Source organism: Clostridium sp. 1001271st1 H5, assembly GCF_005845215.1.
Lineage (GTDB): Bacteria > Bacillota > Clostridia > Lachnospirales > Lachnospiraceae > Enterocloster.
Genome location: NZ_SPHO01000002.1, coordinates 189,629 through 214,074, shown reverse-complemented (window position 1 = coordinate 214,074; position 24,446 = coordinate 189,629). Strand labels below are relative to the sequence as shown.

Sequence of the window (24,446 nt, the reverse complement as noted above, 5' to 3'; positions counted from 1 at the left end):
ATTAGTTCTGCATTTCCTGTGCGCCCGCATAAGCGATTAATCCGATTCATCACCTGGATTTTATCCCGCTCAATATCAGATTCCTTATACGGTTCTTTGTCTCTGTTTACAATCACCTCTTCTGTCCTTCCATCCGCGGAAAACCGAACCATATATATGCAAAACCATACAAAAGCCAACACTGCAAACAAAATTTCAGCAATCTATTTTATTAAAAATAACTGTCTGTTCTTTCATGGATATTTTACCGACTTCATAACCGTACTCTGTTAATTCTTTTTTGAATTTCAAAAAAGAGTGGTCAATTTCTATACCTGCAATTTCAGCAATTTCATCAAACGTCAGCTTGAATGACTGGCTTCCGTTTTCCTGCACATATTTCCACAAATTATTGTATTTACTCATTTTACTCCCGCCTTTTCAGTTTTGCCGCATGCCGGTCCAGTTCCTCTGCGGACTACGAATCTGATTCCATGGAATTCCCTTATAATGAAAAGCTGCTTTCAATTAGCGATTACCTTTTAAATGATATTATTCTTTCCACACCGTTTCTCTGCAACACCGATACAGGGGGTAGGGCGGCTCAGGCTCAATCCTGCTGACGATACCTTTCTTCTCCAAGGCATATTCCATTTCCGCCAGTTCCATCAGACCTCCCCTAGTGGTTATTGGCTGTTCTGCGTGTATATTGCTATAAATCAGATTATATCTGCTACTGAATATCTTACCTGTCTCCCTGATTTGTTTTAATGATAGTTCCATGGGATTCAGCACCTTCAGATGGTATGTCTCACCGTCCGTATAACATGGAGGAAAATAACTGGTTACCACCCCAGCCCCGCAGGAATCGCACAGATAGCTTACCTCGCCTAATACGGCTTTATAGTGCAGGCTCTTTTGATTACAGTCAGGACAGAGAAGCAGTTTGTCCTTCTTCCCATCCCTCAGGGCACACTCTGCGCATTCATCCTCTTTCCATCGTCCGCAGTCAACCGCACGGCCCGCATCCAGCATTTTCTGTATGACTGCTTTATATACTTCATCATCCTCTATAATTAGTACCTTGCGGTCCTCTCCGGCCTCCTGAGGACGGGTTGTAATGACGTAGCTGTACCGGCTGACACGCTCCGCATAGTATATGCTTTCTTCCTGCCATAAGTACTGGTATTCTTTAAGATTCATACAGTCCTCCCGGGGTATAGTCTGTTGCCCTGCATATATAGGTCTACATAGTTTAATTCACATAACAAAACCTTCATTTTTGAACTATCAGGCGTTATCCCCGTGCCCCTATCTGCGGGAACTTATCTATCTCTATTCCTTTAAAAACGCAACTCTGTTTTCTTTAAATAATCCCGCTAGCCCGCCTAGAATCAGGGTTTGCGCACGAGAAGCGTGACGGTTTCCACGTGCACCGTCCCAGGAAACATATCACAACACCTAACCCGCACCACCTCATACCCCCCATCTGCCAAATACCTTAAATCCCTGGCCAGTGTAGCTGAGTCGCAGCTCACATAAACCACCCGTTCCGGCCTCATCTTAAGTATGGTATCCAGGCAGACCGCATCGCATCCTTTTCTTGGGGGGTCCACCACAATCACATCCGCGTGGACCTTATTTTTCTCAAACTGTTCCGGCAGTACTTCTTCTGCCTTTCCCGCAAAAAATTCCGCATTATTTATGCCGTTAATTTCCGCATTTCTCCTGGCGTCCTCTATGGCCTGAGGCACAACTTCCACGCCGTACACCTTTCCCGCCTTTTGGGCCAGGAACAGAGAAATGGTGCCAATTCCACAATACAAATCCCAGACAGTCTCATCCCCTGTAAGCCCGGCATACTCCAGCGCTGTGCCGTAAAGCCGTTCTGTCTGTACAGGGTTTACCTGATAAAAGGAAAGGGGAGAAATCTGATATTTCACATTTCCAATGTAATCTGTAATAAACCCGGGTCCATAGAGATTAACTATCTCTTTCCCCATAATTATATTTGTTCTCTCCTGATTTACACTATAAGAAATACTGGTCATGCCTTTTATCCCATGCCCCTGTATTTCCTCCCTCTTTACTTTCTCTCCTTTTCTCTCACGCCTGTCGCCCCCGCACAGCATCTCCACCAGGCGTTTCCCTCCGGGCAGCTTCTTTCCGTTGATTACCAGACAGACCATTATCTCACCCGTTTTAAAACCCTTCCGAATCAGGACATGGCGCACCAATCCCTTATGCGATGTCTCATCATAAGGTTCAATCTTCATTTCCTCCATAAAGCGTTTTACTATATTCAGAATGTCCCTGTTTTCCTCAACTCCCAGCAAACAGTCTTCGGACTCAATGATGGCATGGGTCCGCCCGGCATAAAAGCCGGCAATCACGTTTCCGTCCTTGTCCCTTCCAAATGGGAACTGAGCCTTATTCCTGTATCTCCACGGTTCCTCCATCCCCATAATCGGCAGCATATGAATCTCATCCTCAGCAAATCCGCCAATACGCATCAGATTATTCATCACCTTGCGCTCTTTGAATTTCAACTGCTCCTCATAGCTCATGGCCTGAAGCTGACAGCCCCCGCATTGCCTTGCCACCGGGCATGGAGGTGCCACTCGGGACCCGGATGGCTCCAATACCTCCATCAGTCTGGCAAATCCATAGGATTTCTTCATCTTTATGGCCTTTGCCCGCACCACATCGCCAATCACTGCGTCCTTGACAAACCAGATGTAGCCATCCAATTTCCCCACGCCTGCTCCGTCCTCATTCATATCCTCTATTGTCACAATAAATTCCTGATTCTTTTCCATACCCTTTCACCTGTCCTGTCATTCAATCTGTTATTATAATCTGCTGCTCTCTGCTGCTGCTCTGCGCTGCCCCATCACGCCAATATAGTTCTTCCATCCCGCCCCATTATCACAAAAGGCTGAAAACACACTGGTCAAGGACACATCCCGCAATCCCGTACCCAAACTAAATGTTTTCAGCCTTATTTATTCGGTCCTGTTATTTCTCTTTATCAACCAGCGCCAACGTTCTATTCCGTTGTTTTCCTGATATTAGACTCCAACAACCGGTTATATCCCAGCCATCCTTTATTCTCACCGCCGGACTGCAGCGCCTCTATCATGGTTTCCATCTTGGCATCCGTATTATCGGCAAAATTAAGGGCCAGTGCCTCCAAAAGCGCAGGCTTCTTGGGTGAGCCGTACTCTAATTCCCCGTGATGAGCCAGTATACAGTGCTTAAGCTCTGTGGACAGCTTTTCCGGGAATCCTGGTATGGAGCGGATGCTTTCTCCTACCATCTCCGTACCGATGATGATATGGCCCAGAAGCTGTCCATCGTCAGTATAGTCATTCTCCGGGAAGCGTGAAAGTTCCCTGGTCTTACCGATATCGTGGAAAATAGCTGCTGTCAGCAGCAAATCACGGTTCAGCATCGGATAGTATCCGGCGTAGTAATCGCACAATTTTGTTACGCTGAGCGTGTGTTCCAGCAAACCGCCCACAAATCCGTGATGCACGGTCTTGGCCGCGGAATGAAACTGGAATGCCTTTGCAAATGCCGCATCCTCCACAAAGTAACTGCACAGCAGCTTCTGAAGGTAAGGATTCTTCACACTTTTTATGTAGCCCAGAAGCTCCTCGTACATGTTTTTTATATCCTTCTTTGACACCGGCAGGTAATCTGCTTCCATATACTCGCCCTCCTGGGCCCTGCGAATCCGGCGCACATTCAACTGGAAGGAATTCTGGAACAGGGTCACGTCCGCCTCCACATGAACGTAATCCATGGTCTCAAATTCCCCCACTCCCGGGGAACCCAAATCCCATATTTTGGCGTCAATGGTACCTGTCTTGTCCTGCATCACCAGATTGCCGTATTCCTTGCCGTTCTTAGTCAGGGCAATCTGCTTGTTTTTACACAGGTACACATCTGCAATGTGCATACCTTCCCTGAAGGTGTCAATATATCTCATGCTCTTTTTTCCTCATCTTTCTATTTTATAAACCTATTAATAAACCCATTTATAACACTGTCAATCAAGCCCCTGACAACAACGCAGCCAGGCGTCAACGCTGCCTGGCCTCTTTGCCTGACTTCATACATTTCCCTGCTTCCATTGCCGCCTGGCTCTGATTGCCTCATGGCCCAATCTCTCCGGACCTCCAGCCGCTACCTGGCTCCAACTGTTACTGTAAACTCAATTTCCTTATATTCATCCTTGCCGTTTCTCAGAACCGCCACCTTAATCTTATCGCCTGCGTGTAAGCCTTCCACCTGGTTCTGGAAATCCTTCAGGCTTCCTACCTTCTCGCCGTTCATCCAGGTGATGATGTCCCCTGGCTGTATGCCTGCGTTGTACGCAGGGCCGTCTGTCACTGCCGATATCACATAGATACCGGAAGGCATTCCGCTGTCCGCCATGGCCTGGCTCACTTCCTGGCCCTTGATGCCGAAGTACGGGGCCGGAATACCGTTGCTCATCATTTCCAATATGCCTTTATAATCTGATATAGCCACCACTGTGGTCATCCTACAGACACCATCCTCGTCGTACTTGTCCGTAACCCATCCAATGAGCTCGCCTGAAGTGTTCAGGAGAAAGGTTCCAGCCTCCGCATCACCGCTGGCGCTGGTATAGAACACCCTGGAACTGCCGTCCACCGTATGGACATTGCGCACCACATAGGATATGTTTCCGTAATCGCTGGAATGGACAATACCGGCCGGCGCACCGATGGCCACCACCATGTCGCCCTGCTTCACTCCATAAGAGTTGCCCAGCTTGATGGCCTCCACCTTTTTAAACTGCTCGCTGTCCATCTGGGCCGCGTCCACACTGACCACGGACAATCCCATAATGGTATCGCTCTGCTTCACAATTCCAGCCATCATGGTTCCGTCCGGGAATGCCACCTCAATGGAATCAGCTGCCTCCACGGCCTTGTCCGGCGTGAGAATCAGAATCTCGGTGCGTGTCCTGGCTATAACCACCCCGGAGAACTGTCCCGATGTCTCGATGGGATTGTCAAACCAGTCCTTCTCATGCTGGATGGAATGGACCACCACCAGACTGTCGTCCGCGTCGCTGGCAATGGTGCGCAGGTTGCTGTACAGTTTATTTAAATCATCAATGGAATAGCGGTATTTCTCCATCTCGGAGCGCACCATCTCATCCACTGCCTCGGTCATGGCCGGCTCTGTGGGCTCTGTCTCCGCCGCCACGGCAGCCGTTGTTTCCGGCTCATCCTTTGGTATGGTAATCTGGCTGCTCTCCTCAGGAGTCTCCTGGCCTAAAATCCTTTCCGCCATGGGTTTGCTCACCACAAAACAGATGGCCGACAACACGCCAAACAGAACGGCACAAAAAATGGTCAGCAGGATTTTCCGGGCAATCTGCCTCCGGGTCATGGGCTGCCGGACAATCTTCTCATTGATAAAGCGATGGGACTTGTCCGGAGTCTGGTCCTGCCGGTCTAAATCTCTATGCTGGTCAGCACGTTTATCCGCCATAGTACTCCTCCTTGCGAAGACTCTTACCCTCTATTATACGTTTCTTCCCAGTATTATGCAAGATTTTATATATGAAAAGATAGTAAAAAAGATAGTAAATATCGATTTTTATGGTATAATTTAAATGTCGGCTTTTGGGAAAAAGTCCTTTTAAATCCAGCATTTTTACGAAAAACACAGGTGAAATCAATGAATCAGAAAGCGTTAAAAACTTTAGAATACGATAAAATCATAAACCAGCTGACCGAATACGCGGCCTCTCCCCTTGGAAAGGCCCTCTGCCGGAACCTCTCCCCTTCCTCTGATTTGGAAGAAGTGCGCACCTGGCAGGCGCAAACCACGGATGCAGTGACACGAATCCGTCTTAAGGGTTCCGTGTCATTTTCCGGCATCAGGGACATTGGAGACTCCCTGAAGCGGCTGGATATCGGCAGTTCCTTAAGCATACCCGAGCTTCTCTCCATGAGCTCCCTCCTGACCGTGGCAGCCAGGGCCAAGGCCTACGGACGCCATGACGGCGATGAGGACGGAAGGGGAAACGGCCAGGCGGAGGATGATTTTGACTCCCTGGAGCCCCTGTTTGCGGGGCTGGAACCCCTGACCCCCCTGAACAGCGAAATCAAACGCTGCATCCTTTCCGAGGACGAGGTGGCGGATGATGCCAGTCCGGGATTATCCCATGTGCGCCGTTCCATGAAGGTGACCGCTGACCGCATCCACACCCAGCTGAACTCCATCCTCAACTCCAACCGTTCCTATCTGCAGGACGCGGTCATCACCATGAGGGACGGGCGGTACTGCCTGCCGGTTAAGTCAGAGTACAAAAACCAGGTATCCGGCATGGTCCATGACCAGTCCGCCACAGGCTCCACCCTTTTCATCGAGCCAATGGCCATCATCAAGCTGAACAATGAGATGCGTGAGCTGGAAATACAGGAGCAAAAGGAAATCGAAGCAGTCCTGGCCTCCTTAAGCAACCAGGCAGCGCCCTATACCGAAGAGCTGCGCATGGACATGGAGCTTCTGGCACAGCTGGACTTTATATTTGCCAAGGCCGGACTGGCCCGCCATTATAAGTGCAGCGCCCCTGTGTTCAATAACAGAGGCTACATCCATATCAAGGACGGACGCCATCCCCTTTTGAATCCCCAGACCGTTGTTCCTACCAATGTATGGCTGGGAAAGGAATTCGACCTGCTGATTGTCACCGGCCCAAATACAGGCGGCAAGACCGTGTCCTTAAAAACAGTTGGCCTGTTTACCCTTATGGGGCAGTCCGGGCTTCACATCCCTGCATGGGAAGGCTCGGAGCTGGCTGTGTTCGACGAAGTATTTGCCGACATTGGGGATGAACAGAGCATTGAGCAGAGCTTAAGTACCTTTTCCGCCCATATGACTAATATTGTGCGCATTTTAAATGAAGCCGATTCCCGGTCCCTCTGTCTTTTTGACGAGCTGGGTGCGGGTACGGACCCAACAGAAGGAGCCGCCCTGGCCATTGCCATTCTCTCCTTCCTGCACAACATGAAGTGCCGCACCATGGCCACCACCCATTACAGCGAACTGAAGGTATTTGCACTCAGCACGCCCGGAGTGGAAAACGCATGCTGTGAATTCAATGTGGAAACCCTGCAGCCCACTTACCGGTTACTCATCGGTATTCCCGGCAAGAGCAATGCTTTTGCCATTTCCCAGAAGCTGGGGCTCCCAGGCTATATCATTGACGATGCAAAATCCCATCTGGAGGCCAAAGATGAATCCTTTGAGGACCTGCTGACCAGCCTGGAATCCAGCCGGCTGACCATTGAGAAGGAGCAGGCTGAAATCAATGCCTATAAGGATGAAATAGCCTCCCTGAAGAACCGTCTGACCCAGAAGGAAGAGCGTCTGGACGAGCGCAAGGATAAGATTCTTAAAAATGCCACCGAGGAAGCCCAGCGCATCCTGCGGGAGGCCAAGGAGACAGCGGACCAGACCATTAAGCAGATTAACAGGCTGGCCGCCAGTTCAGGCGTGGGCAGGGAGCTGGAAGCTGAACGGGCCAGGCTCAGGGACCAGCTGAAGAAAACAGATGAAAAGCTGGCCGTGAAGCCCAAGGGACCCAGCCAGCCCATTTCACCCAAGAAACTGAAAATAGGGGACGGCGTCAAGGTGCTGTCCATGAACCTGAAAGGCACCGTAAGCACCCTTCCCAATGCCAGGGGGGATTTGTATGTACAGATGGGTATTCTCCGTTCCCTGGTAAACATCAGGGATTTGGAGCTTCTGAATGAGAAGGATATAAGCGCCACCCTGGGAGACGGAAGCTCCCTGAGCTACGGCGGAAAGACCGCCAAGAGCAAGGGCAGCGGAAGCAGCCAGATTAAGATGTCCAAATCCTCTACCATATCTGCCGAGGTCAACCTCATAGGAATGACAGTGGACGAGGCAGTGCCTGCCATGGAAAAATATCTGGACGATGCCTATCTGGCCCATCTGCAGACCGTGCGTGTGGTCCACGGCCGGGGCACCGGAGCGCTTAAAAACGCCTGTCACAAGCGCCTGCGCCAGCTCAAATATGTAAAGGAATTCCGCCTGGGCCAGTTCGGAGAAGGTGATTCAGGCGTAACCGTTGTGACATTTAAGTAGAAACCAGCAGCAAGGAGGAACAAAAGCATGGCAGAGAAGCAGAGGATTCTGATTGTGGATGATGATGCAAATATTGCAGAATTAATCTCCCTCTACCTGATGAAAGAGTGTTATGAGACAATGATTGTGGGGGACGGCGAGGAAGCCCTTAAGGTATTTCCGGAATTCAGGCCCAACCTGGTACTGCTGGACCTGATGCTTCCGGGTATGGACGGTTATCAGGTGTGCAGGGAGCTTCGCGCTTCCTCCCAGGTGCCGGTCATCATGTTGTCCGCAAAGGGAGAGATTTTCGACAAGGTATTGGGACTGGAACTGGGGGCGGATGATTATATGATTAAACCCTTTGATTCCAAGGAGCTGGTAGCCCGTGTCAAGGCAGTGCTGCGCCGTTACCAGGCAGCTCCGGCCCCGGCCCCATCGTCCACTGAGCAGCAGGGCGAATACGTGGAGTACCCGGATTTGATTGTAAACCTTACCAATTATTCCGTTATCTACATGGGCCATTCCGTGGAGATGCCGCCAAAGGAGCTGGAGCTTCTGTACTTCCTGGCGGCCTCCCCCAACCAGGTATTTACCAGGGAACAGCTTCTGGACCATATCTGGGGCTATGAATACATTGGGGATACCCGCACCGTGGATGTACATATCAAACGTCTGCGGGAAAAGATAAAAGACCACAACAGCTGGGCCATTACCACGGTCTGGGGAATCGGCTATAAATTCGAGGTGAAACGATGACCCGTTCTCTTTATTCCAAATTCATACTGGGATATCTGATTTTCGGTCTTCTGGGTTTTATCGCCATTGCCACATTTTCATCCAAAATGACCCGCGACTATCTGGTTCAGAGTAAGGCGGACGCCCTATATGACGAGGCAAATATCATTGCCTCGTCATGCAGCACCATGTATCAGGGGAAACGCCTGGATTCCGAGGAGGTTTCCACCCAAATACGGGCGCTGTCCCACTACCTAAGGGCAGAGATATGGGTGGTCAACCGCCAGGGCACCGTGGTCATGGACAGTCTGGGCGGTACCCGGGTCCAGTCCAGCATCAGCGACTTTGACCCTGCGTCCATTGGGAACCGGTCCTATACCATAGGGGATTACTACGGGATGTTTAACGGGAATGTACTCAGCGTATCAGCCCCCATTACAGGAAATTACAACACCTACGGCTATGTGCTGATTCACCTTCCTATCAGCGAAATCAACCAGTCCCAGAACGGCATCTTAAGCATACTTTACATCACATCCGCAGTCCTGTTCGGCCTGTCCCTCATTATCCTTCTGGTGTTTACCCAGACCGTGTACCTGCCCCTGCGCAAGATTACAGTGGGCGCCAATGAATATGCGGCCGGAAACCTGGATTACCGGATTGACGTTAAGACCCACGATGAGATGGGCTATCTCTCCGATACCCTGAATTACATGTCCGATGAGCTGAATAAAATGGAGGAATACCAGAAAAATTTCATCGCCAATGTATCCCATGATTTCCGTTCTCCCCTGACTTCCATCAAGGGATATCTGGAAGCCATCCTGGACGGCACCATACCGGCTGATATGTATGAAAAATACCTGTCCAGGGTCATATCCGAGACAGAGCGCCTTCATAAGCTGACAGAAAGCATGCTCACCCTCAACTCCCTGGATGCAAAAGGCTATCTATCCAGGACCAATTTCGACATCAACCGTGTGATAAAGGATACGGCGGCCTCCTTTGAGGGCACCTGCGAGTCAAAGAATGTAAGATTTGAGCTCACCTTCTCAGATGACATCCAGATGGTTTTTGCCGACCTGGGAAAAATACAGCAGGTCATGTACAATCTCATAGACAACGCCATCAAATTCAGCCATCACGATTCCACCATCTACATCCAGGCATCGGGACGGTATGAAAAGATATTTATTTCAGTAAAGGACACGGGAATCGGTATTCCCAAGGACAGCTTAAAGAAAATCTGGGAACGTTTTTATAAGACTGATTTGTCCCGGGGCAAGGATAAAAAAGGCACCGGACTGGGACTGTCCATTGTAAAGGAAATCATACAGGCCCACGGCGAGAACATTGACGTGGTCAGCACGGAAGGCGTGGGAACCGAGTTCATTTTTTCGCTGCCCCGTTCCACCAGTCTTTAAAAAAAATCTGCGTGCCTGGCAATATTTTACAATACAGGAATGCTTCATAATATCGTAAGACATTTGCCAGGAAATTGTGCTATAGTTATAAGTGGAGAGACACATGATTCATTCCAAAATGATTTGAAAAAGAAAGGACAGGCAGACATGATTACATGGAAAAAAGTGGGCACCGCATTGTTAGTTGCTTCCCTTATTTCTTCCGTCCTGGCTCCTGCGGCCATGGCAGCAAGCAAGAAGAAGGTGGGAAAGATTTACCTCACCATTGACTCCGATATACGTACGGGACGGGACGGCGGAGACGTGGAGGTCACTGCTACCGGAGACAATACCAGTCTCTATTATGTGGACTCCTGGGAGGTCACCAATGATGACGGAGACACCTGGAGCAGTTCCAAGCCGCCTCAGGTGGACATTACCCTGGGCGTGGAGGACGAGGAGGAGTATTATTTTACCAATACCTCTGCCAGCAACTTTAAGCTGACCTTAGGTTCCTCCAGCAAATACCGTTTTGATAAGATTAAGTTCGTAAACGCAAAGCGCAGGGACAGCAATGCCACTCTGATACTTACAGTCCAGCTCATATTTGACAAGGATGCTGATACCAGCTCAGCTACTGCCCCATCCAACCTTCAATGGGATTCCGCTCATAATGGAAACGGTTCCTGGAACGATGTTTCAAACGCCAAGTACTATCAGACCCAGCTGATTAAAAACGGGGCTGCCATAGGTGAAATCAAGGATATCTACAATACCTCCTATAATTTCAAGGACCAGATTACGGCACCGGGCACCTATCAGTTTAAGGTCCGCTCCGTCAAGTCCAGCAACAGCGCCAAGAGCAGCTGGAACACATCCGGCTCATGGACCGTAAGCGAGGCAGACATCGCTGCCCTGGGCAACGCTGTCACAGACAATTCTCAGCCTACGGCCGGCTCCTGGCAGAGAGCAGCGGACGGCCAGCGCTGGTGGTACAGCAATGCGGACGGTTCCTACCCCGTATCCAGCTGGCAGCAGATTGACGGCCAGTGGTACTACTTCGACCCAGAGGGGTATATGGTCACAGGATGGATTGAATTAGATGGTAAGCACTATTACCTGGATACCTCCACAGGAGCCATGTATGCCAACACGCGCACACCTGACAACTGCTGGGTGGATGAATCCGGCGTATGGATTCCCGGTATGTAGCTGGCTCACTGGATAGGATAGACTGCTATTTTACAATTAACAGACTGTTGCGTCAGCAGGCAAAAAGATAAAGAGGGAGCAGGCACAGTGCCTGCTCCTTTTTAATGAACATAAACATCCGGCAGTGCATGCACCGGAAGGTATCCTGAACACATCCTACAGCACCAGTCTTGCCGCCCCGTATATGCCCGCGTCATTTCCCAGGGTGGCAAGCCCCAGCTTACCTTTATGTTTGGATATTGGAGTAAAATAGTCATAATGCTTCTGGATGACATCAATCAGGAACTGACCTGCCTTGGACACGCCTCCGCCTATGACAAAAATTTCCGGGTCAACAATCATGACAGCCATGGATAATGCCAGTCCCAGATAGCGTCCCACCACATCCATTACCTCGTTGGCCAGCTCATCTCCTGCCTTGGCTGCATCCAGCACATTCTTTGCCGTGACATTCCCGCCGAATTCCCGCAGAGCAGAGGGCTTATGGCTGGCCTCCATCTTCCTCCTGGCTTCCCTGGCAATGCCGGTGGCTGAACCAATCTGCTCCACACAGCCCACTCCGCCGCAGTTGCAGTGCTCCCACTCCTCATCCCTTACGTGAATGTGGCCAATCTCTCCGCCCAGACCGTGACGGCCGGCAATGATTTTCTCATCAATGATAACGCCGCCGCCCACGCCGGTCCCAAGGGTAATCATAACCAAATCCTTATATCCTTTGCCTCCGCCCTGCCACATCTCTCCCAGTGCAGCAACGTTGGCGTCATTTCCGCTCTTTACAGTAACTCCGTCCAGCAGGCTGCTGAGTTCCTCCTGGGGATTCATCTGGCGCCATCCCAGATTCACGCATACCTCCACGAATCCATCCGGCAGAACCGGCCCGGGCACTCCCAGCCCGATTCCGGCCAAATCCGTCTTAAGGCTCAGACCCTTTTCCTCCATCTTTGCCCGGATGGACTGTGCCACATCAGGAAGGATATACCTTCCGCCTTCCTCCTTACGGGTCTTTACTTCCCACTTGTCCAAAAGTTCTCCTGTGGTCTCAAAAAGACCGATTTTTACCGAAGTTCCTCCTACATCTACTCCGATACATTTCATCCCCATGGTATATACTTCCTTTCCGCTTTTATTCCTGCATCACTGCAGCTTAATTTCCGTCATCTTCTGCGGTCCCATGACCAGAAGGGTTCCCGGGAACCTTCCTGCGGATACCTTGCTGACGGTAAAGTCGAATGTTCCGTTGTATTTCTCCGTACCTGTCATATTGTAGACCTTGCAGGAACTGTCATTATACAAAAGAACCAAATCACCGTCAATATCAAATCCAGTGTACTGATAGTTAAAGGACTTTTCAAATATCTGGTTTCCCTCTTTATCGTAAAGCTTCAGCCTGTAAGGGTCGCCGCCTTCCACGTTATCCGTGACAAGGCCGACCTTGTCCTGAGTATAACTGATGCTGCGGATATTCTCCTCCACGGGAATCTGGCTCACCAGCTCCGGAGATGTCTCCACCCTGGTGGAAAAGAACTGGATTCCCTTATCCGTAAATATAACGGAATGACTTTCATCCAGAAACCTTACCCTTCCCGCCATGGCGTCCCCCAGGTCCTTTGGGAAAAATATGCCGACCACACGGTTGGGGTCATTCTTGCCCAGGCCGAAATTATAAAATACCACCTTGCACTTTATCATACCCTGGTCCAGATACATATAGGATGTGATAAGCTGTGTCCCGTTAGGCGACAGGCTTAAGTCCACCGGATACCCGTCGCCGGACAGAAGCGACTTGACCATGATGTCCAGGGAGGTTCCGTCCCTTTTATATAGATAGATATAGCTTGCCTTTGAATCCTCCTGAAGGGCAGCCACCACGCCCTTGGCGGACACCGTGACCCTCAATATGGGCAGCAGTGTGGTGGCCTGTCCCTGGGTCCCGCTTTTATCGCATATGTAGATGCTGTTGCCCTGCTGGTCTCCGATTGCCACAAAGTCACCGTTAACCGATACAACGGGGGACTTCATCTCATAGCTCTGCATCCATACCACCTTGCCCTGGGCATCCACATAGGTTGCCCCGTCCTTGGTGTACTTAAGGACTCCGTCCCCGAAATCCCTGTACCCGCAGAAGCTTCCCTCACCCTGGGCTGCTGCTTCCTGGGCTTCAGCCACCAGGTCCCGTTCCCAGACCGTCTGGTAGTCCGTAAAGGTGTGGTAACGGTCATACCGGAACAGCACCAGGGCTGCTATGGCTGCCAGGGTAATGAACACAGCCAGGATAATCAGGCGCTTCCTGACCACGCGCCGGTGCGCCTTATGGACAATTTCCCGGCTGTCCTCCTCGTCCTGGAAGGGACTGCCGGAAGGCACAATCTGGCGTTTCAGCTGCTTTTTTTTATTTTCACGGCTCATTGAACTGGTACTGCCCATCCTGCGTTCTCCCAAATTTCGTCTTTTGCGTATATGCAATAGTATACAACAATTTTGGATAAAACGCATTATCTTTTTCCGCCAGAAGTTTCCAGGCATGTGCTTACGGAACCAGAAGCTTCTGACCTGCAAATATATTATTTTCATCTGCCAGGGAGTTGACCCGGCAGATTTCATCTATATGCTGCAGGTTATGATACAGTTTAAAACAGATTCCATACAATGTCTCACCGTCCGCCACAGTATAGACCTTATAGCTGGCCGCGGACACGGTCTGGTCCTCACCGTCCCCTCTTCCTCCTGTCGGCGGAAGCGTGGACTCATCAGCCGGAGCCTTTGTCTCCGCTGCTGCCTGGCTCTGGCCGGATTCAGTCTGACCAGTGCCCTTTGAATCTGATTCAGGCTGGAATCCATCCTGGCCGGATGCCTGTCCGCTGCCCTGGCCTGCGCCGCCCGCCTGGCTGCTTCCCTGGCCCGCTCCGCCCGCCTGGCTGCTTCCCTGGCCCGTGCCGGCCGTCTGGCTGCTTCCCTGGCCCGCTCCGCCCGTCTGGCTGTTATTTTCATAGCCCGCCGGACTGCCCTGTGTCGGGGCCAGTGTCTCCGGAGTCACTTTGGCAGGCATCTCATTCCCGTTTTCCGGTGACGGGGCCGTGGTGGGATATACCTTTCCCGACGCCTCCTCTATCACATAATCAGGCTCGTCCGCAGCGGACCAGCCCTTTCCGGAGGGATTCTCGGCTCCGCCCTTTCCCGCAAAGGCCATCAGGCCGTCCTTTATGTTGCCTTCCGGCACCACGGACGCAATGACGCTTTCCATCTGGTGCATTTTCTGGTAGTTGTTGAACATGGCCACGCCGCCTGCCAGTACAGTGACCGCCAGTACGCTGCACAGGCCTGACAGCACTCCCACCGTACTCCGGTGGCGCCCTGCCTCCACTCTGCGCTCGTCCATTTTCTGCTTAAAGTTCTGGATGACCTTATCATCCACCCCTGTCTCAGCCCTTGGCACATCCTTGCGCAGTATCATGTAATCCTGCATCATCTGGTTGCGCTCGTAATATATGCTGTATCCTCTCAGCTTATAAAATCCGTCAGAGGATGTTATGTAAACAGCTTCTTCACCTTCCAGCCCGCAGTTCAGATACATAAGCTGGTTCTTTCCCGTAAAATACTGGCTGTGCTGTTTCCAGTAGGTCAGGGGACTTAAGGTACAGCCGGGCCCTGCGCATAGGAACCATCCCTGGACCGTGCGCTTGGGAAACATCTGCTCCACATCCTGGTAAGCCTTTTTCCAGGCGTCCTCGGTGAATACCACCTTACCGCCTTCCTCGGTGACTGAATCCATCTCCAGGGCTCCGTCCACAAAAACAAAAGGTATGTCTTCATGGGTCTCCCTGCTTCCCAAAAGCAGCCCCACACGCAAATCAGCCCCCTTGGCCGGCTGGAGGCGTTTTAAATAAGTATTTACATAATCTTCCAGATACAATTTTAAAACCTGGTCCCTCTCACCTATCTGCCGGAAGTTCTTCGGCAGCTTAGGGAAGGGTTCATATAATTCTCCCATAGAATCACCCCGCTGTTTTTAATCCAAACAAGCATAGCAGATTCCCGGCGCAGAATTTGTCATATTATGGCGGCATTTTCCCATAATCGTTCGACAAGAAAAATGCTTTCGCAAATGCAGTCCGCCATCTTCATCACCATGGACAGGCGCACGCTCTGGAGCATAACCGGGTCCCGGCTCCCCACCCCGCCCACGATTCCTGTTATGGCTATGTCGCCTACGGCCTCCAGTTCCTTGGACACGCCCAATCCGGGCTGAAGGGCTCCCCGTCCCAGGGTAGCATATCCCACATGGTCCAGACTGCCCACAGAAGCATCAATGGCCACCACCACATAGTCGGGATAATGAAGCCGTATATATCTGGCATACAGGTCCAGGTTCATGGCATGGACCGGCTTATCAAGGGTTCCGATGACCGCTGCGCCCTTAAGCCTCCGGCTGCGCAGCATATGTCCCACCAGAGGGCCCAGGCTGTCCCCGGTGGACCGGTCTGTGCCGATACAAAGGAACATGATTCCATCCTTTCCCTTGGCCGCCATCTCCTCCCTTATAAGCCGGTCCAGATGCATGGCAAAACCCTCTGTCTCAAAACCTTCTGATGTATTATAATAAGATATGTCTTCCCGTCTCTGTACGTTAAATGTTTTCCATAATTTCATAGCTAAGTTGTCCACCCAAACATGTTATAATCATCGCCCGGCTTAAGTGGGCTGTTTTTATAGTATAGGCTTGGGTATTTGAAATTATGCATGAAAAAAGGACACACGGATTGACAGTATCCGCATGTCCCTGCCAGCCTGGCCGCCATATTATAGCCAAACCAGGGCCTTCCCGGTATGTTCCGGTAGGGCTGTATTTACTTTTGTATTATTTATATCTTCAGATTATAAATCTCCTTATTCAAACAGCTTTTCCTTATAAACCCCTGCTTCTATCAAACCTCTGATGGCATCCGTCACGGCCTGCTTATCTTCCTTATAGGTAACCCCAAACCATTTATCCGGTGTGTCAAGGACGGTCACTCTCGCCCTCTTATTCTGCACCAGGTTGTCTATGATTTTAGGCAGAAGGTATTCTGACTTGATATCCCCTTCTTTCAGACTGTCTAAAAATGCAGGAAATCCATTCTCCAGCTCCTGGACAAAGCCGGCAGGAAGCCCCCACATGTTCATGGAAACCGGCTGGGACGGGCTGATTGACACAGGTGCGCCGCTCTCGTCCGTGGCATGCAGTCCGTCTTCCTTCATCTGGATGTTATAGGTCTCCGTCACATTGGTCAGGATACCCTGTTCGTCCACCTGGCACACGCCTCTGGTAACCGTGCCGTTATCGCTCAGTGTGTTTGAAAGCACAAAACCGCCCATGCAGATATCATAGACATCGGACTGTGAGTCCATACGCTCTGCCATGTAATCATGAATCTTGCGGAATCCTTCCCGCCCATAGTAATCATCTGCATTAATCACAAGGAAGGGGCCGTCCACCATCCCTTTTACCGACAGGACTGCCTGGCCTGTGCCCCATGGCTTGGTCCTCCCGGGTGTCACCTCATATCCGGCCGGAAGGTCCTCCAGTTCCTGGTATGCATACTCCACAGGAATCAGCTTCTCTATCCTGTTTCCTATGATTTCCTTAAAATCCTTTTCCAGGTCTTTCCTAATAATGAATATGACCTTATTAAATCCCGCTTCCATGGCATCGTGGATTGAATAATCCATAATAATCTCACCGCCCGGGCCCACCGGCTCCAGCTGCTTGATTCCGCCGCCAAAACGGCTTCCGATACCGGCTGCCATGATTACCAATGCAGTATCTTTCATCCTCAATTTCTCCTTTGATTTAAACTGGTTACACTATAGCACATTTGACATTAAAAGGCAAAGGGAAAGAATGCCTCCTGCCGTGCCAGTTCGGTAAGCACACGCCTGCACCGGCATACATCCTCATACGGCACATACTCATTGGGCTTATGGGCCAGCTCCAGGCTGCCGGGTCCATAGGACATACAGTTATGGCTGCCCAGGGTTCCGGCTATGACCGCTGTATCCGTATAGCCGTTAAAGGACCCCACATGTGTGTCCGCCCCTGTCACGCGGTCGCAGACAGACTTAAGGCTGGCCAGAAGCGGGGAGCTGCTGTCCTTTTCCACATAGGGACGGTCCCCCGTGATGCGGTAGCTGCCCCTGACTCCCGCAATCTCAGCTTCTGCCGCCTTCACAGCCTCCTCCACTATATTCCTCGCTGCCGCGGTATCTGTGGGCGGAACCAGACGCATGTCAATCCATACCTTGCAGGAATCCGGCACCACATAGGGTCGGTATCCCCCTGTTATCTGTCCAAAGGTCACAGTGGATATGCCCAAATCCTCATGGACCGGACAGTTTCCAATGGCCTTCCTGATATAGCTGACCGCCTCAGCCATGGCCGCAATGGCGTCAGCTCCCTTCCACGGATTGCTGGCATGGGCTGTGATTCCTTCCATGGTCAGCTCAAACCATGTCCGGCCCTTGTGGGCCACCTGTATCTGGCCGTCCGTGGGCTCCGTATCCAGAATCCAATCCTCCCGGCCCACCCAGCCGTCCCGGACAGCGCACTCCACGCCCCGCATAAAATCCTCCTCATCCACGGTTCCAATGAATACAAAGGGCCTCACAGGAAGCTGCCCCGTACTTCCAGCCAGCTCAGCCATGGCCGAAAACGCAGACAGGGCGCAGGCCAGGCCCGACTTCATGTCGCAGGCCCCTCTTCCGTACATACGGCCGTCCTTTACCACTGCTCCCAGAGCAGGCGTCTCTTCCTCCCATCCTTCTCCCAGCATCACCGTATCCATATGGCATATGTACACAAGGGCAGAGTCCCCGGCTGTTTCTCCGGCTGCTCCTCCCGCTGTACCCTTCCTTCCCGGTATGCGGGCCATAAGGTTAAAGCGGCCCGGAAGCACTTCCCTTTGAACCAGTTCAATCTGATTCTTAAGCCCTCCGGCCTTTTCCTCTATCTCATTTGCAAGCCACTTATATATCCACTGTTCAATTTGGCCCTCATAGGCTCCCGGGTCAGAGCTGTCAATCTGTACCAGCTGTCTTGCAAGCTCCCAGGTCCTGCGGTCCCCCTCTTCTCCTGTCACGTTTTCGCTCCTCCTGTTACTCATATAATTGGGCACCGGGCATCCGGTGCTGCGGTTCACGCCCGTATCCCTGCCCCATTATACCCCCATATCTATAAATCATCAATAATGGCAGCACTTTTTGCGTAAGCCGTGCTCTTTGCCTCAAAAAAGTCTGTTTTCACCATATTTGCATTGGAATACTGGTTCACCCATCTCATGGATTCCGGCTCCTGGCCATATCCCTCGTACAATGTGCCAAAGCCCAGTCCGCTCCAGCGCTGGTTTCCCAGATACCGTATGTAGTCCGTAACCATTTCACTGGTCAGGCCCGGGACATCGTCGCCAATCACATAGCATCCCCACCGGATTTCCTGGTCCACCCCCTCCTCCAGCATGGACTTAAGCATGTTCACCATCTCCGGCGTAAATAACCGGGGCTCCTCTTTCTTAAGTTCCCCAATCATATTGCGGAACAGCCACAGATGGGTGTTCTCATCCCGGTTGATGTAGCGGATTTCCTGGACGCTGCCGGGCATCTTGCCTCCCCTTCCCAGGTTATAAAAGAACATGAAGCCGCTGTAGAAATAAATTCCCTCCAGAATATAATTGGCCATGATGACCCTGAGAAGAGTCACATCGTCTTTCTTCTCCTGGAATTCATTATACAGATTTCCAATAAAGGTATTGCGGCGCAGAAGGTGTTCATCCTCCTTCCACTGGTACAATATCCGGTCCCGCTCCACCGGGCTGCAGATGGAATCCAGCATATAGCTGTAGCTCTGGCTGTGCACCGCCTCCTGGAATCCCTGTATGGTGAGGCACAGATTCACCTCATTGGCAGTGATATACTGGGCAATACATGGCAGGTTGGCTGTCTGGATGGAATCTAGAAACACCAGAAAACTCAGAATCTTGTCATAGGCAGTGCGCTCCGGGGCAGTCAGGTTCTTATAATCCTTTACATCCGCGCTGAGGTTGATTTCCTCCGGAATCCAGAAATTGTTCATGGCCTGGCGGTACCAGCTGCTGGCCCAGGTATATTTCATATTATTAAAGTCATTGAGGTTGGTAGTGTTTCCGCCAATCATCCTCCGGCTGTTCATATCCGTATCACCCTGAGGGTTAAACAGGGGTTTTGCTGTCAGTATGCTCATAAAGAAAATCCTTTCTAAATCCTGAATACCATGGTCATGGGCCCTGTCTTAACGCGCTGCATAAGCTGTCAGCTGGAGCAGCTTTCGCATTCCTCCACCTCCAGGGACTTGCTGCGCACATAGTAGAGCGTCTTGACCCCGCTCTCCCAGGCCAGTACATAGAGGTTCAGCAGCTGCCGCATGGTATAATTGTTGGTAATGTACAGATTCACGCTCTGGGCCTGGTCAATATGCCTCTGGCGCACGCCTGCCGCCCGTACCGTCCAGGTCTGGTCCATGGTATATCCGCTTTTATACAGCCAGAAGGTCCGCGGTGTCAAATCCGGGGCAACCCTGGGCAGAATCGCGTTCTTTTTCTCTTCCAGATAAAACCGTTTCATCACAGGGTCCAGGCCGGCTGTTGTGCCGGAGAGTATGCTGGTGCTGCTGGTAGGCGCCACAGCCAGAAGATAGGCGTTGCGCATTCCATGCTCTGCCACCCTTCCTGCCAGCTCCCTCCACTCCCTGCTCACAAGGTCCCTCTTTTCAAAGTATGCCCCGGTCTGCCATTCACTTCCCTCAAAATACCGGTAACATCCCTTTTCCTCTGCCAAATCCGCGCTGGCCCTGACAGCCGCGTAATGAATCCGCTCAAATACCTGATTGGCAAATGCCAGGTGTTCTTCACTTTCCCACCGGATTCCGTGTTTTGCCAGCATATGGTGATAACCGCTGACTCCCAGACCGATTCCCCTGTAATTGCGGTTGGTGATTCCGGCGTAGGCCAGGGGATAAAAATTCAGGTCAATCACATTATCCAGGGCTCTCACGGCGCTTGCCACAATCTCCTCCACTTCACCTGCATCCTCCACATGAATGGACCCCAGACATAGGCTGGCCAGATTACAAACCACAAAATCCCCTGGCCGGGTGGTCTGGACCACCGCAGTCTCCCCGTCCACATCCAGCACACGGGTGGATATACGTTCAATGGGCGACATGTTCTGGGCAATCTCCGTGCACAGGTTGGAACAGTATATGATGCCCCGGTGACTGTTGGGATTGGCCCTGTTCACGGTATCCCGGTTAAAGATAAAGGGCGTGCCTGTTTCCACCGCCGACTTGATAATCAGGCGCACCACATCCTTTAACAATACCCTGCGTTTGGATATCCTGTCATCCTTCACACAGTCCAGATACCGTTCTTCCCACTGCTCCCCATAACAGTCCTCCAGGCAGTATCCCTTCACGGTCTGAATCTCATGGGGGCACATCAGGTACCAGTCCTGGTCCAGGTTCTCCTTGGCCATCCTCCAGAACAAATCCGGGAAACAGACTGCCGGGAAAATATCATGTGCCTTCATACGGTCGTCCCCGTTATTGGTCCGAAGCTGAAGAAACTCCGGCAAATCCTTGTGCCAGGCATCCAGATATACCGCAGCAGCGCCCTGGCGCATTCCCAGCTGGTCCACTGCCACAGCCGTATCGTTCACCAGCTTAATCCAGCGGATTACGCCGCCTGCAGCCCCCTCGAAGCCCCGAATCCTGCTTCCCGTTGCCCTGACCTTTCCGAAATACAGGCCCATGCCCCCGCCGAATTTGCTGACCTGGGCAAAATTATCCACGCTTCTGTATATTCCTTCCAGGCTGTCCGGCACCGTGTCAATAAAACAGCTGGATAGCTGGTGATATGGTTTCCTGGCATTGGACAAGGTGGGGGTGGCCATGGTTACCTGCATCCGGCTGAGCATATCATAAAACCGGCGGACCCACTCCATCCTGCACTCCTTTCCTTCTTCCATGGCCAGGTGCAGGGCGATGCCCAGGTACATTTCCTGCGGTGTTTCCAGCGGACGGTGGCTGTGGTCCTGGATAACATAACGCTTAAGGAGCAAATCCAGTCCCGCATAGGTAAAGAGCTTATTTCTTCCGTCATCCAAAAATCCTTCCGCCTGTTCTATTTCCTCCCGGCTGTAGTGCTTAAGGATATAATCACCATACAGCCCCTGGTCTGTCAGATATGAAATCTTTTCATAGAGTCCGCTGATTCCCAGACCCTTAAGCTGTTCCTCCATCTCGCAGGCAAAACGGCAGTACCGCAGCCTGGCCGCCGCAAATTCCCACCGGGGCGCTTCCTTGGAAGTCAGTTCCGCCGCGGAGCGAATCAGCGCTTCCATGGCCTCTGCGGGCTTCATCCCCGGCTTGCGGAAGGAACGGTACCTGTCAAGCAGGCGCTCCAGCCCATATCCCTCCCCCTGGAAATCCGCTCCGATACCTTCCAGGCATGATTCCAGACCTTTATATTCCAAATCTATCTCTATTTTCCTATCCGCCATGATGTCCCTGCACTCTCCTCTGTTCTCATCTGTTTCCTGACATCCGTTTATTCCTTTTCCGGATGCCACGCACACCATTATAAACCATATATATAGTGGTTACAAGCTGTTTTTATGCCGCCAGCACCCCAAATACAGTATTCTCCCTTATTCACAAGGCTTTCCCGGCTACAGTTATATACTTGTGGCTGTTTCAACAAAAAATGTGATTGCACTTGTAGTGGTTTCAGCCTATTATATGGATGGAACAACAATGATTAAGTGACAGTCAGGTCACAAAGGGGGTAAACTTCCCGCATATCCGGCACACGGAGCAGGTAAGGGAAGCATGGATTATGAACGAGATAAAAAGTCCATTTTGGCGCGCAGCAGCCGAATATGGCATCATTACAGTAAGCATCTGGATTATGGTGGTTGGAATCTACTTTTTCAAATTCCCCAATCACTTTGCATTCGGAGGCGTCACAGGCTTTTCCACTGTGGTAAGTGAAATCAGCCGGTGGTCTGCCAGTGATTTCACATTTATTGTGAACACCTCCCTGCTGGTATTAGGGTTCATTTTCCTGGGAAAGGGTTTTGGGATAAAGACGGTTTACGCCAGTATGGTCATGTCCATCAGCCTGTCCCTGCTGGAACGGGTCTGTCCTTTAAGCAGGCCCCTGACAACAGAGCCCTTGCTGGAACTGCTGTTCGCCATCTTCCTGCCTGCAGTGGGCACAGCCATCCTCTTTCATCTGGGAGCTTCCAGCGGCGGTACAGATATCATCGCCATGATACTTAAGAAATATACCAGCCTTAATATAGGAACAGTCCTTATGCTGGTGGATGTGGCTGCAGCGGCATCCTCCTTCTTCATCTTCGGACCTGAGACAGGGCTGTTCTCCACCATTGGTCTGGCAGCCAAATCCCTGGTTATCGATGATGTGATTGAGAACCTTAACCTGTGCAAATGCTTTAACATCATATGCGATGATCCGGAGCCGATTTGCGACTATATCATCAACACCCTGCACCGCAGCGCCACGGTATACCATGCACAGGGGGCATTTACCCATCATGAGAAAACGGTAATTATGACCACCATGAAACGCAGCCAGGCATTAAAGCTGCGCAACTATATCCGCACCATTGAACCCACGGCCTTCATGCTGATATCCAATTCCAGTGAAATCATCGGAAAGGGGTTCCTGACCGGCTAAATCCCGGCATTTCCCTCATCCAAAATGGTATCCTCTTTAGGCATCCCTTCCCCGCCCCCAACGGTTCCCAGGCGTTCCAGCAGACCGAACATATAGTCCGTATACCGTTCCGCCGCCTCAATCACCACTGCGTCCGGCTGAATCTCCAGGGCGGCTGCCCCGCAGTCCTCTGTCCGGTAATCCATCAGAGTTACATCCGGGTAATTCCTGGCAAAGTACTCAGCCATGTGCACTCCAAAAGAATCCCTGCAAATAAGGACTTTCCCCGCCTTTCTCGCTGCATCCGAGGAATAGTGGGTGACAGTCTCATGCTCGTTCTGGTAATCCATTTCAAAGGACACATCCTCCCTGTAGCCTGATACCTTAAGGAATGGGTCGTCGTCATAATACTTCTGGAGATTCAGCATGGTTGCCAGGTCCCCGCTGAAGGTTCCCCTTTGGTCAATGTCATAGGCGCGGTATGACTCCGGCGTGAATGCCTCCCCGTCTATATCCTGTATCAGCATCTGGGCCGCCATGAATGCCCCCATATCATTCCAGTGGGTATCATACTTCCGGTATATCTGGCACCAGTCATCCTTGGCCTTTCGGAACTCATCCAGGGGATAATACACATCGCAGTCCGTGTTCTCTCTCAGATATGCGTACAGCAAATCCGCCTTGGATTGTTCATGAACCACCTTCACGGACCATGGCATGTACTCGCTGTACACCTGTTCCTTATTGGGAACCATGTAAAAAATCAACCTCATCCCTTTGGAGGCCAGGTTTGAATCCGCCTGTTTAAGCAGTGTAGCGAACCGTTCCAGCTCCTCTTCACTGTAGTGATTCGTACCCTGGTAGTCTGCAATGCTGTCCTCCATTTCCCCTTTCAGCTTATAGAACATCCATCCGTCCCTTCCCATAAGCACGGCATCGGATGTAACCTCCCCGAACACGTGGATATCTGTTAGCTTTCCAAAAGCCACAATGGGGTTCTTAAAGGCCAGATGGTCATTAAAGTAGGCGTCATACCGGCCCGGGTAGGCTTTAAGGTCCCCGGGATTTCTGAAATCCAGCACCGGCTTTTCCTGGTAAACCCGGTTTTCGTAATTCTCCGTATCCACATAATCCTTAAGAGGTATAAACAGGAGTCTTGGCAGTATCATCATTCCCAGGAACATGCCTGCAAATATATATGCTTTTGTGCGTTGTCTCACCTGCATCCTCCTCT

General features: G+C 51.3%; 19 protein-coding genes. 5 read left to right on the top strand and 14 right to left on the bottom strand.

Going from position 1 to position 24,446, the window contains the following annotated elements; translation table 11 throughout:
- Nucleotides 1–195: 195 nt before the first annotated feature.
- The 5 genes from FGS84_RS04215 to FGS84_RS04195 form a co-directional block, all read right to left on the bottom strand.
- The gene (locus FGS84_RS04215; protein ID WP_138306428.1) at nucleotides 196–405 is read right to left on the bottom strand and encodes a hypothetical protein; all 210 of its coding nucleotides are present in this window, start codon (nucleotides 403–405) and stop codon (nucleotides 196–198) included.
- 126 nt (nucleotides 406–531) lie between these two features.
- Nucleotides 532–1,182, bottom strand: coding sequence for a hypothetical protein (locus tag FGS84_RS04210; protein ID WP_138306427.1), 651 nt, complete (start codon nucleotides 1,180–1,182; stop codon nucleotides 532–534).
- A 191-nt stretch (nucleotides 1,183–1,373) separates the two neighbouring features.
- Nucleotides 1,374–2,798 carry a 23S rRNA (uracil(1939)-C(5))-methyltransferase RlmD gene (rlmD, locus tag FGS84_RS04205; protein WP_138306426.1) on the bottom strand — a complete coding sequence of 475 codons (1,425 nt, stop codon included), beginning with the start codon at nucleotides 2,796–2,798 and terminating at the stop codon, nucleotides 1,374–1,376.
- Nucleotides 2,799–3,028: 230 nt separating this feature from the next.
- Nucleotides 3,029–3,973, bottom strand: a complete 945-nt coding sequence (locus FGS84_RS04200; RefSeq protein ID WP_138306425.1) for an HD domain-containing protein — start codon at nucleotides 3,971–3,973, stop codon at nucleotides 3,029–3,031.
- A 197-nt stretch (nucleotides 3,974–4,170) separates the two neighbouring features.
- A complete protein-coding gene (locus tag FGS84_RS04195) occupies nucleotides 4,171–5,511 on the bottom strand; it encodes a S1C family serine protease (RefSeq protein WP_138306424.1) in 1,341 nt (446 codons plus the stop codon).
- A 189-nt stretch (nucleotides 5,512–5,700) separates the two neighbouring features.
- Between FGS84_RS04195 and FGS84_RS04190 the strand changes: the two genes are divergently transcribed.
- The 4 genes from FGS84_RS04190 (at nucleotide 5,701) to FGS84_RS04175 (ending at nucleotide 11,471) form a co-directional block, all read left to right on the top strand.
- Nucleotides 5,701–8,139 (top strand): endonuclease MutS2, encoded by a 2,439-nt coding sequence (locus tag FGS84_RS04190; protein ID WP_138306423.1) that lies wholly within the window; start codon nucleotides 5,701–5,703, stop codon nucleotides 8,137–8,139.
- A gap of 27 nt (nucleotides 8,140–8,166) precedes the next feature.
- On the top strand, nucleotides 8,167–8,877 hold the full coding sequence (locus FGS84_RS04185; RefSeq protein WP_138306422.1) for a response regulator transcription factor: 711 nt from the start codon (nucleotides 8,167–8,169) through the stop codon (nucleotides 8,875–8,877).
- Complete coding sequence (locus FGS84_RS04180) at nucleotides 8,874–10,280, top strand: sensor histidine kinase (RefSeq protein ID WP_138306421.1); 1,407 nt, start codon at nucleotides 8,874–8,876, stop codon at nucleotides 10,278–10,280. Before FGS84_RS04185 ends, FGS84_RS04180 begins: the two co-directional genes overlap by 4 nt.
- A 147-nt stretch (nucleotides 10,281–10,427) precedes the next feature.
- Entirely contained in the window at nucleotides 10,428–11,471 is a 1,044-nt protein-coding gene (locus FGS84_RS04175) for a hypothetical protein (protein WP_138306420.1), read from the top strand.
- A gap of 156 nt (nucleotides 11,472–11,627) precedes the next feature.
- On the opposite strand, the gene FGS84_RS04170 is transcribed toward FGS84_RS04175, so the two are convergent.
- From FGS84_RS04170 to FGS84_RS04135, 8 genes are all read right to left on the bottom strand, one after another.
- Complete coding sequence (locus FGS84_RS04170) at nucleotides 11,628–12,572, bottom strand: ROK family glucokinase (RefSeq protein WP_138306419.1); 945 nt, start codon at nucleotides 12,570–12,572, stop codon at nucleotides 11,628–11,630.
- A gap of 33 nt (nucleotides 12,573–12,605) precedes the next feature.
- Nucleotides 12,606–13,895, bottom strand: a complete 1,290-nt coding sequence (locus tag FGS84_RS04165) for a DUF5711 family protein (RefSeq protein WP_138306418.1) — start codon at nucleotides 13,893–13,895, stop codon at nucleotides 12,606–12,608.
- Nucleotides 13,896–13,998: 103 nt separating this feature from the next.
- Nucleotides 13,999–15,459, bottom strand: coding sequence for a LysM domain-containing protein (locus tag FGS84_RS04160; protein WP_138306417.1), 1,461 nt, complete (start codon nucleotides 15,457–15,459; stop codon nucleotides 13,999–14,001).
- A 59-nt stretch (nucleotides 15,460–15,518) separates the two neighbouring features.
- Nucleotides 15,519–16,118 (bottom strand): spore protease YyaC, encoded by a 600-nt coding sequence (gene yyaC, locus FGS84_RS04155; RefSeq protein ID WP_330641100.1) that lies wholly within the window; start codon nucleotides 16,116–16,118, stop codon nucleotides 15,519–15,521.
- Nucleotides 16,119–16,355: 237 nt separating this feature from the next.
- Nucleotides 16,356–17,279, bottom strand: a complete 924-nt coding sequence (locus FGS84_RS04150; protein WP_138306416.1) for a sugar phosphate nucleotidyltransferase — start codon at nucleotides 17,277–17,279, stop codon at nucleotides 16,356–16,358.
- 50 nt (nucleotides 17,280–17,329) lie between these two features.
- Nucleotides 17,330–18,583 carry a M20 family metallopeptidase gene (locus FGS84_RS04145; RefSeq protein ID WP_347563783.1) on the bottom strand — a complete coding sequence of 418 codons (1,254 nt, stop codon included), beginning with the start codon at nucleotides 18,581–18,583 and terminating at the stop codon, nucleotides 17,330–17,332.
- Between the two features lie 92 nt (nucleotides 18,584–18,675).
- Nucleotides 18,676–19,719, bottom strand: a complete 1,044-nt coding sequence (locus FGS84_RS04140) for a ribonucleotide-diphosphate reductase subunit beta (protein ID WP_138306414.1) — start codon at nucleotides 19,717–19,719, stop codon at nucleotides 18,676–18,678.
- Nucleotides 19,720–19,787: 68 nt separating this feature from the next.
- Nucleotides 19,788–22,034 carry a ribonucleoside-diphosphate reductase subunit alpha gene (locus tag FGS84_RS04135; protein WP_138306413.1) on the bottom strand — a complete coding sequence of 749 codons (2,247 nt, stop codon included), beginning with the start codon at nucleotides 22,032–22,034 and terminating at the stop codon, nucleotides 19,788–19,790.
- 335 nt (nucleotides 22,035–22,369) lie between these two features.
- Here FGS84_RS04135 and FGS84_RS04130 point away from each other — a divergent pair, with 335 nt between their 5' ends.
- The gene (locus tag FGS84_RS04130; RefSeq protein WP_138306412.1) at nucleotides 22,370–23,233 is read left to right on the top strand and encodes a YitT family protein; all 864 of its coding nucleotides are present in this window, start codon (nucleotides 22,370–22,372) and stop codon (nucleotides 23,231–23,233) included.
- On the opposite strand, the gene FGS84_RS04125 is transcribed toward FGS84_RS04130, so the two are convergent.
- Nucleotides 23,230–24,432, bottom strand: coding sequence for a hypothetical protein (locus tag FGS84_RS04125; protein ID WP_138306411.1), 1,203 nt, complete (start codon nucleotides 24,430–24,432; stop codon nucleotides 23,230–23,232). The two genes, FGS84_RS04130 and FGS84_RS04125, sit on opposite strands and share 4 nt — an antisense overlap.
- Nucleotides 24,433–24,446: the final 14 nt, after the last annotated feature.

What these genes read in the sequence shown, in the direction of transcription:
- FGS84_RS04175 (WP_138306420.1), top strand. Translation starts at nt 10,428, where the DNA reads ATGATTACATGGAAAAAAGTGGGCACCGCATTGTTAGTTGCTTCCCTT.
- FGS84_RS04210 (WP_138306427.1), bottom strand. Translation starts at nt 1,182, where the DNA reads ATGAATCTTAAAGAATACCAGTACTTATGGCAGGAAGAAAGCATATAC.
- FGS84_RS04190 (WP_138306423.1), top strand. Translation starts at nt 5,701, where the DNA reads ATGAATCAGAAAGCGTTAAAAACTTTAGAATACGATAAAATCATAAAC.
- FGS84_RS04215 (WP_138306428.1), bottom strand. Translation starts at nt 405, where the DNA reads ATGAGTAAATACAATAATTTGTGGAAATATGTGCAGGAAAACGGAAGC.
- FGS84_RS04200 (WP_138306425.1), bottom strand. Translation starts at nt 3,973, where the DNA reads ATGAGATATATTGACACCTTCAGGGAAGGTATGCACATTGCAGATGTG.
- FGS84_RS04160 (WP_138306417.1), bottom strand. Translation starts at nt 15,459, where the DNA reads ATGGGAGAATTATATGAACCCTTCCCTAAGCTGCCGAAGAACTTCCGG.
- FGS84_RS04170 (WP_138306419.1), bottom strand. Translation starts at nt 12,572, where the DNA reads ATGGGGATGAAATGTATCGGAGTAGATGTAGGAGGAACTTCGGTAAAA.
- yyaC (WP_330641100.1), bottom strand. Translation starts at nt 16,118, where the DNA reads ATGAAATTATGGAAAACATTTAACGTACAGAGACGGGAAGACATATCT.
- FGS84_RS04165 (WP_138306418.1), bottom strand. Translation starts at nt 13,895, where the DNA reads ATGGGCAGTACCAGTTCAATGAGCCGTGAAAATAAAAAAAAGCAGCTG.
- FGS84_RS04130 (WP_138306412.1), top strand. Translation starts at nt 22,370, where the DNA reads ATGAACGAGATAAAAAGTCCATTTTGGCGCGCAGCAGCCGAATATGGC.
- FGS84_RS04140 (WP_138306414.1), bottom strand. Translation starts at nt 19,719, where the DNA reads ATGAGCATACTGACAGCAAAACCCCTGTTTAACCCTCAGGGTGATACG.
- FGS84_RS04195 (WP_138306424.1), bottom strand. Translation starts at nt 5,511, where the DNA reads ATGGCGGATAAACGTGCTGACCAGCATAGAGATTTAGACCGGCAGGAC.
- FGS84_RS04180 (WP_138306421.1), top strand. Translation starts at nt 8,874, where the DNA reads ATGACCCGTTCTCTTTATTCCAAATTCATACTGGGATATCTGATTTTC.
- FGS84_RS04185 (WP_138306422.1), top strand. Translation starts at nt 8,167, where the DNA reads ATGGCAGAGAAGCAGAGGATTCTGATTGTGGATGATGATGCAAATATT.
- rlmD (WP_138306426.1), bottom strand. Translation starts at nt 2,798, where the DNA reads ATGGAAAAGAATCAGGAATTTATTGTGACAATAGAGGATATGAATGAG.
- FGS84_RS04150 (WP_138306416.1), bottom strand. Translation starts at nt 17,279, where the DNA reads ATGAAAGATACTGCATTGGTAATCATGGCAGCCGGTATCGGAAGCCGT.
- FGS84_RS04135 (WP_138306413.1), bottom strand. Translation starts at nt 22,034, where the DNA reads ATGGCGGATAGGAAAATAGAGATAGATTTGGAATATAAAGGTCTGGAA.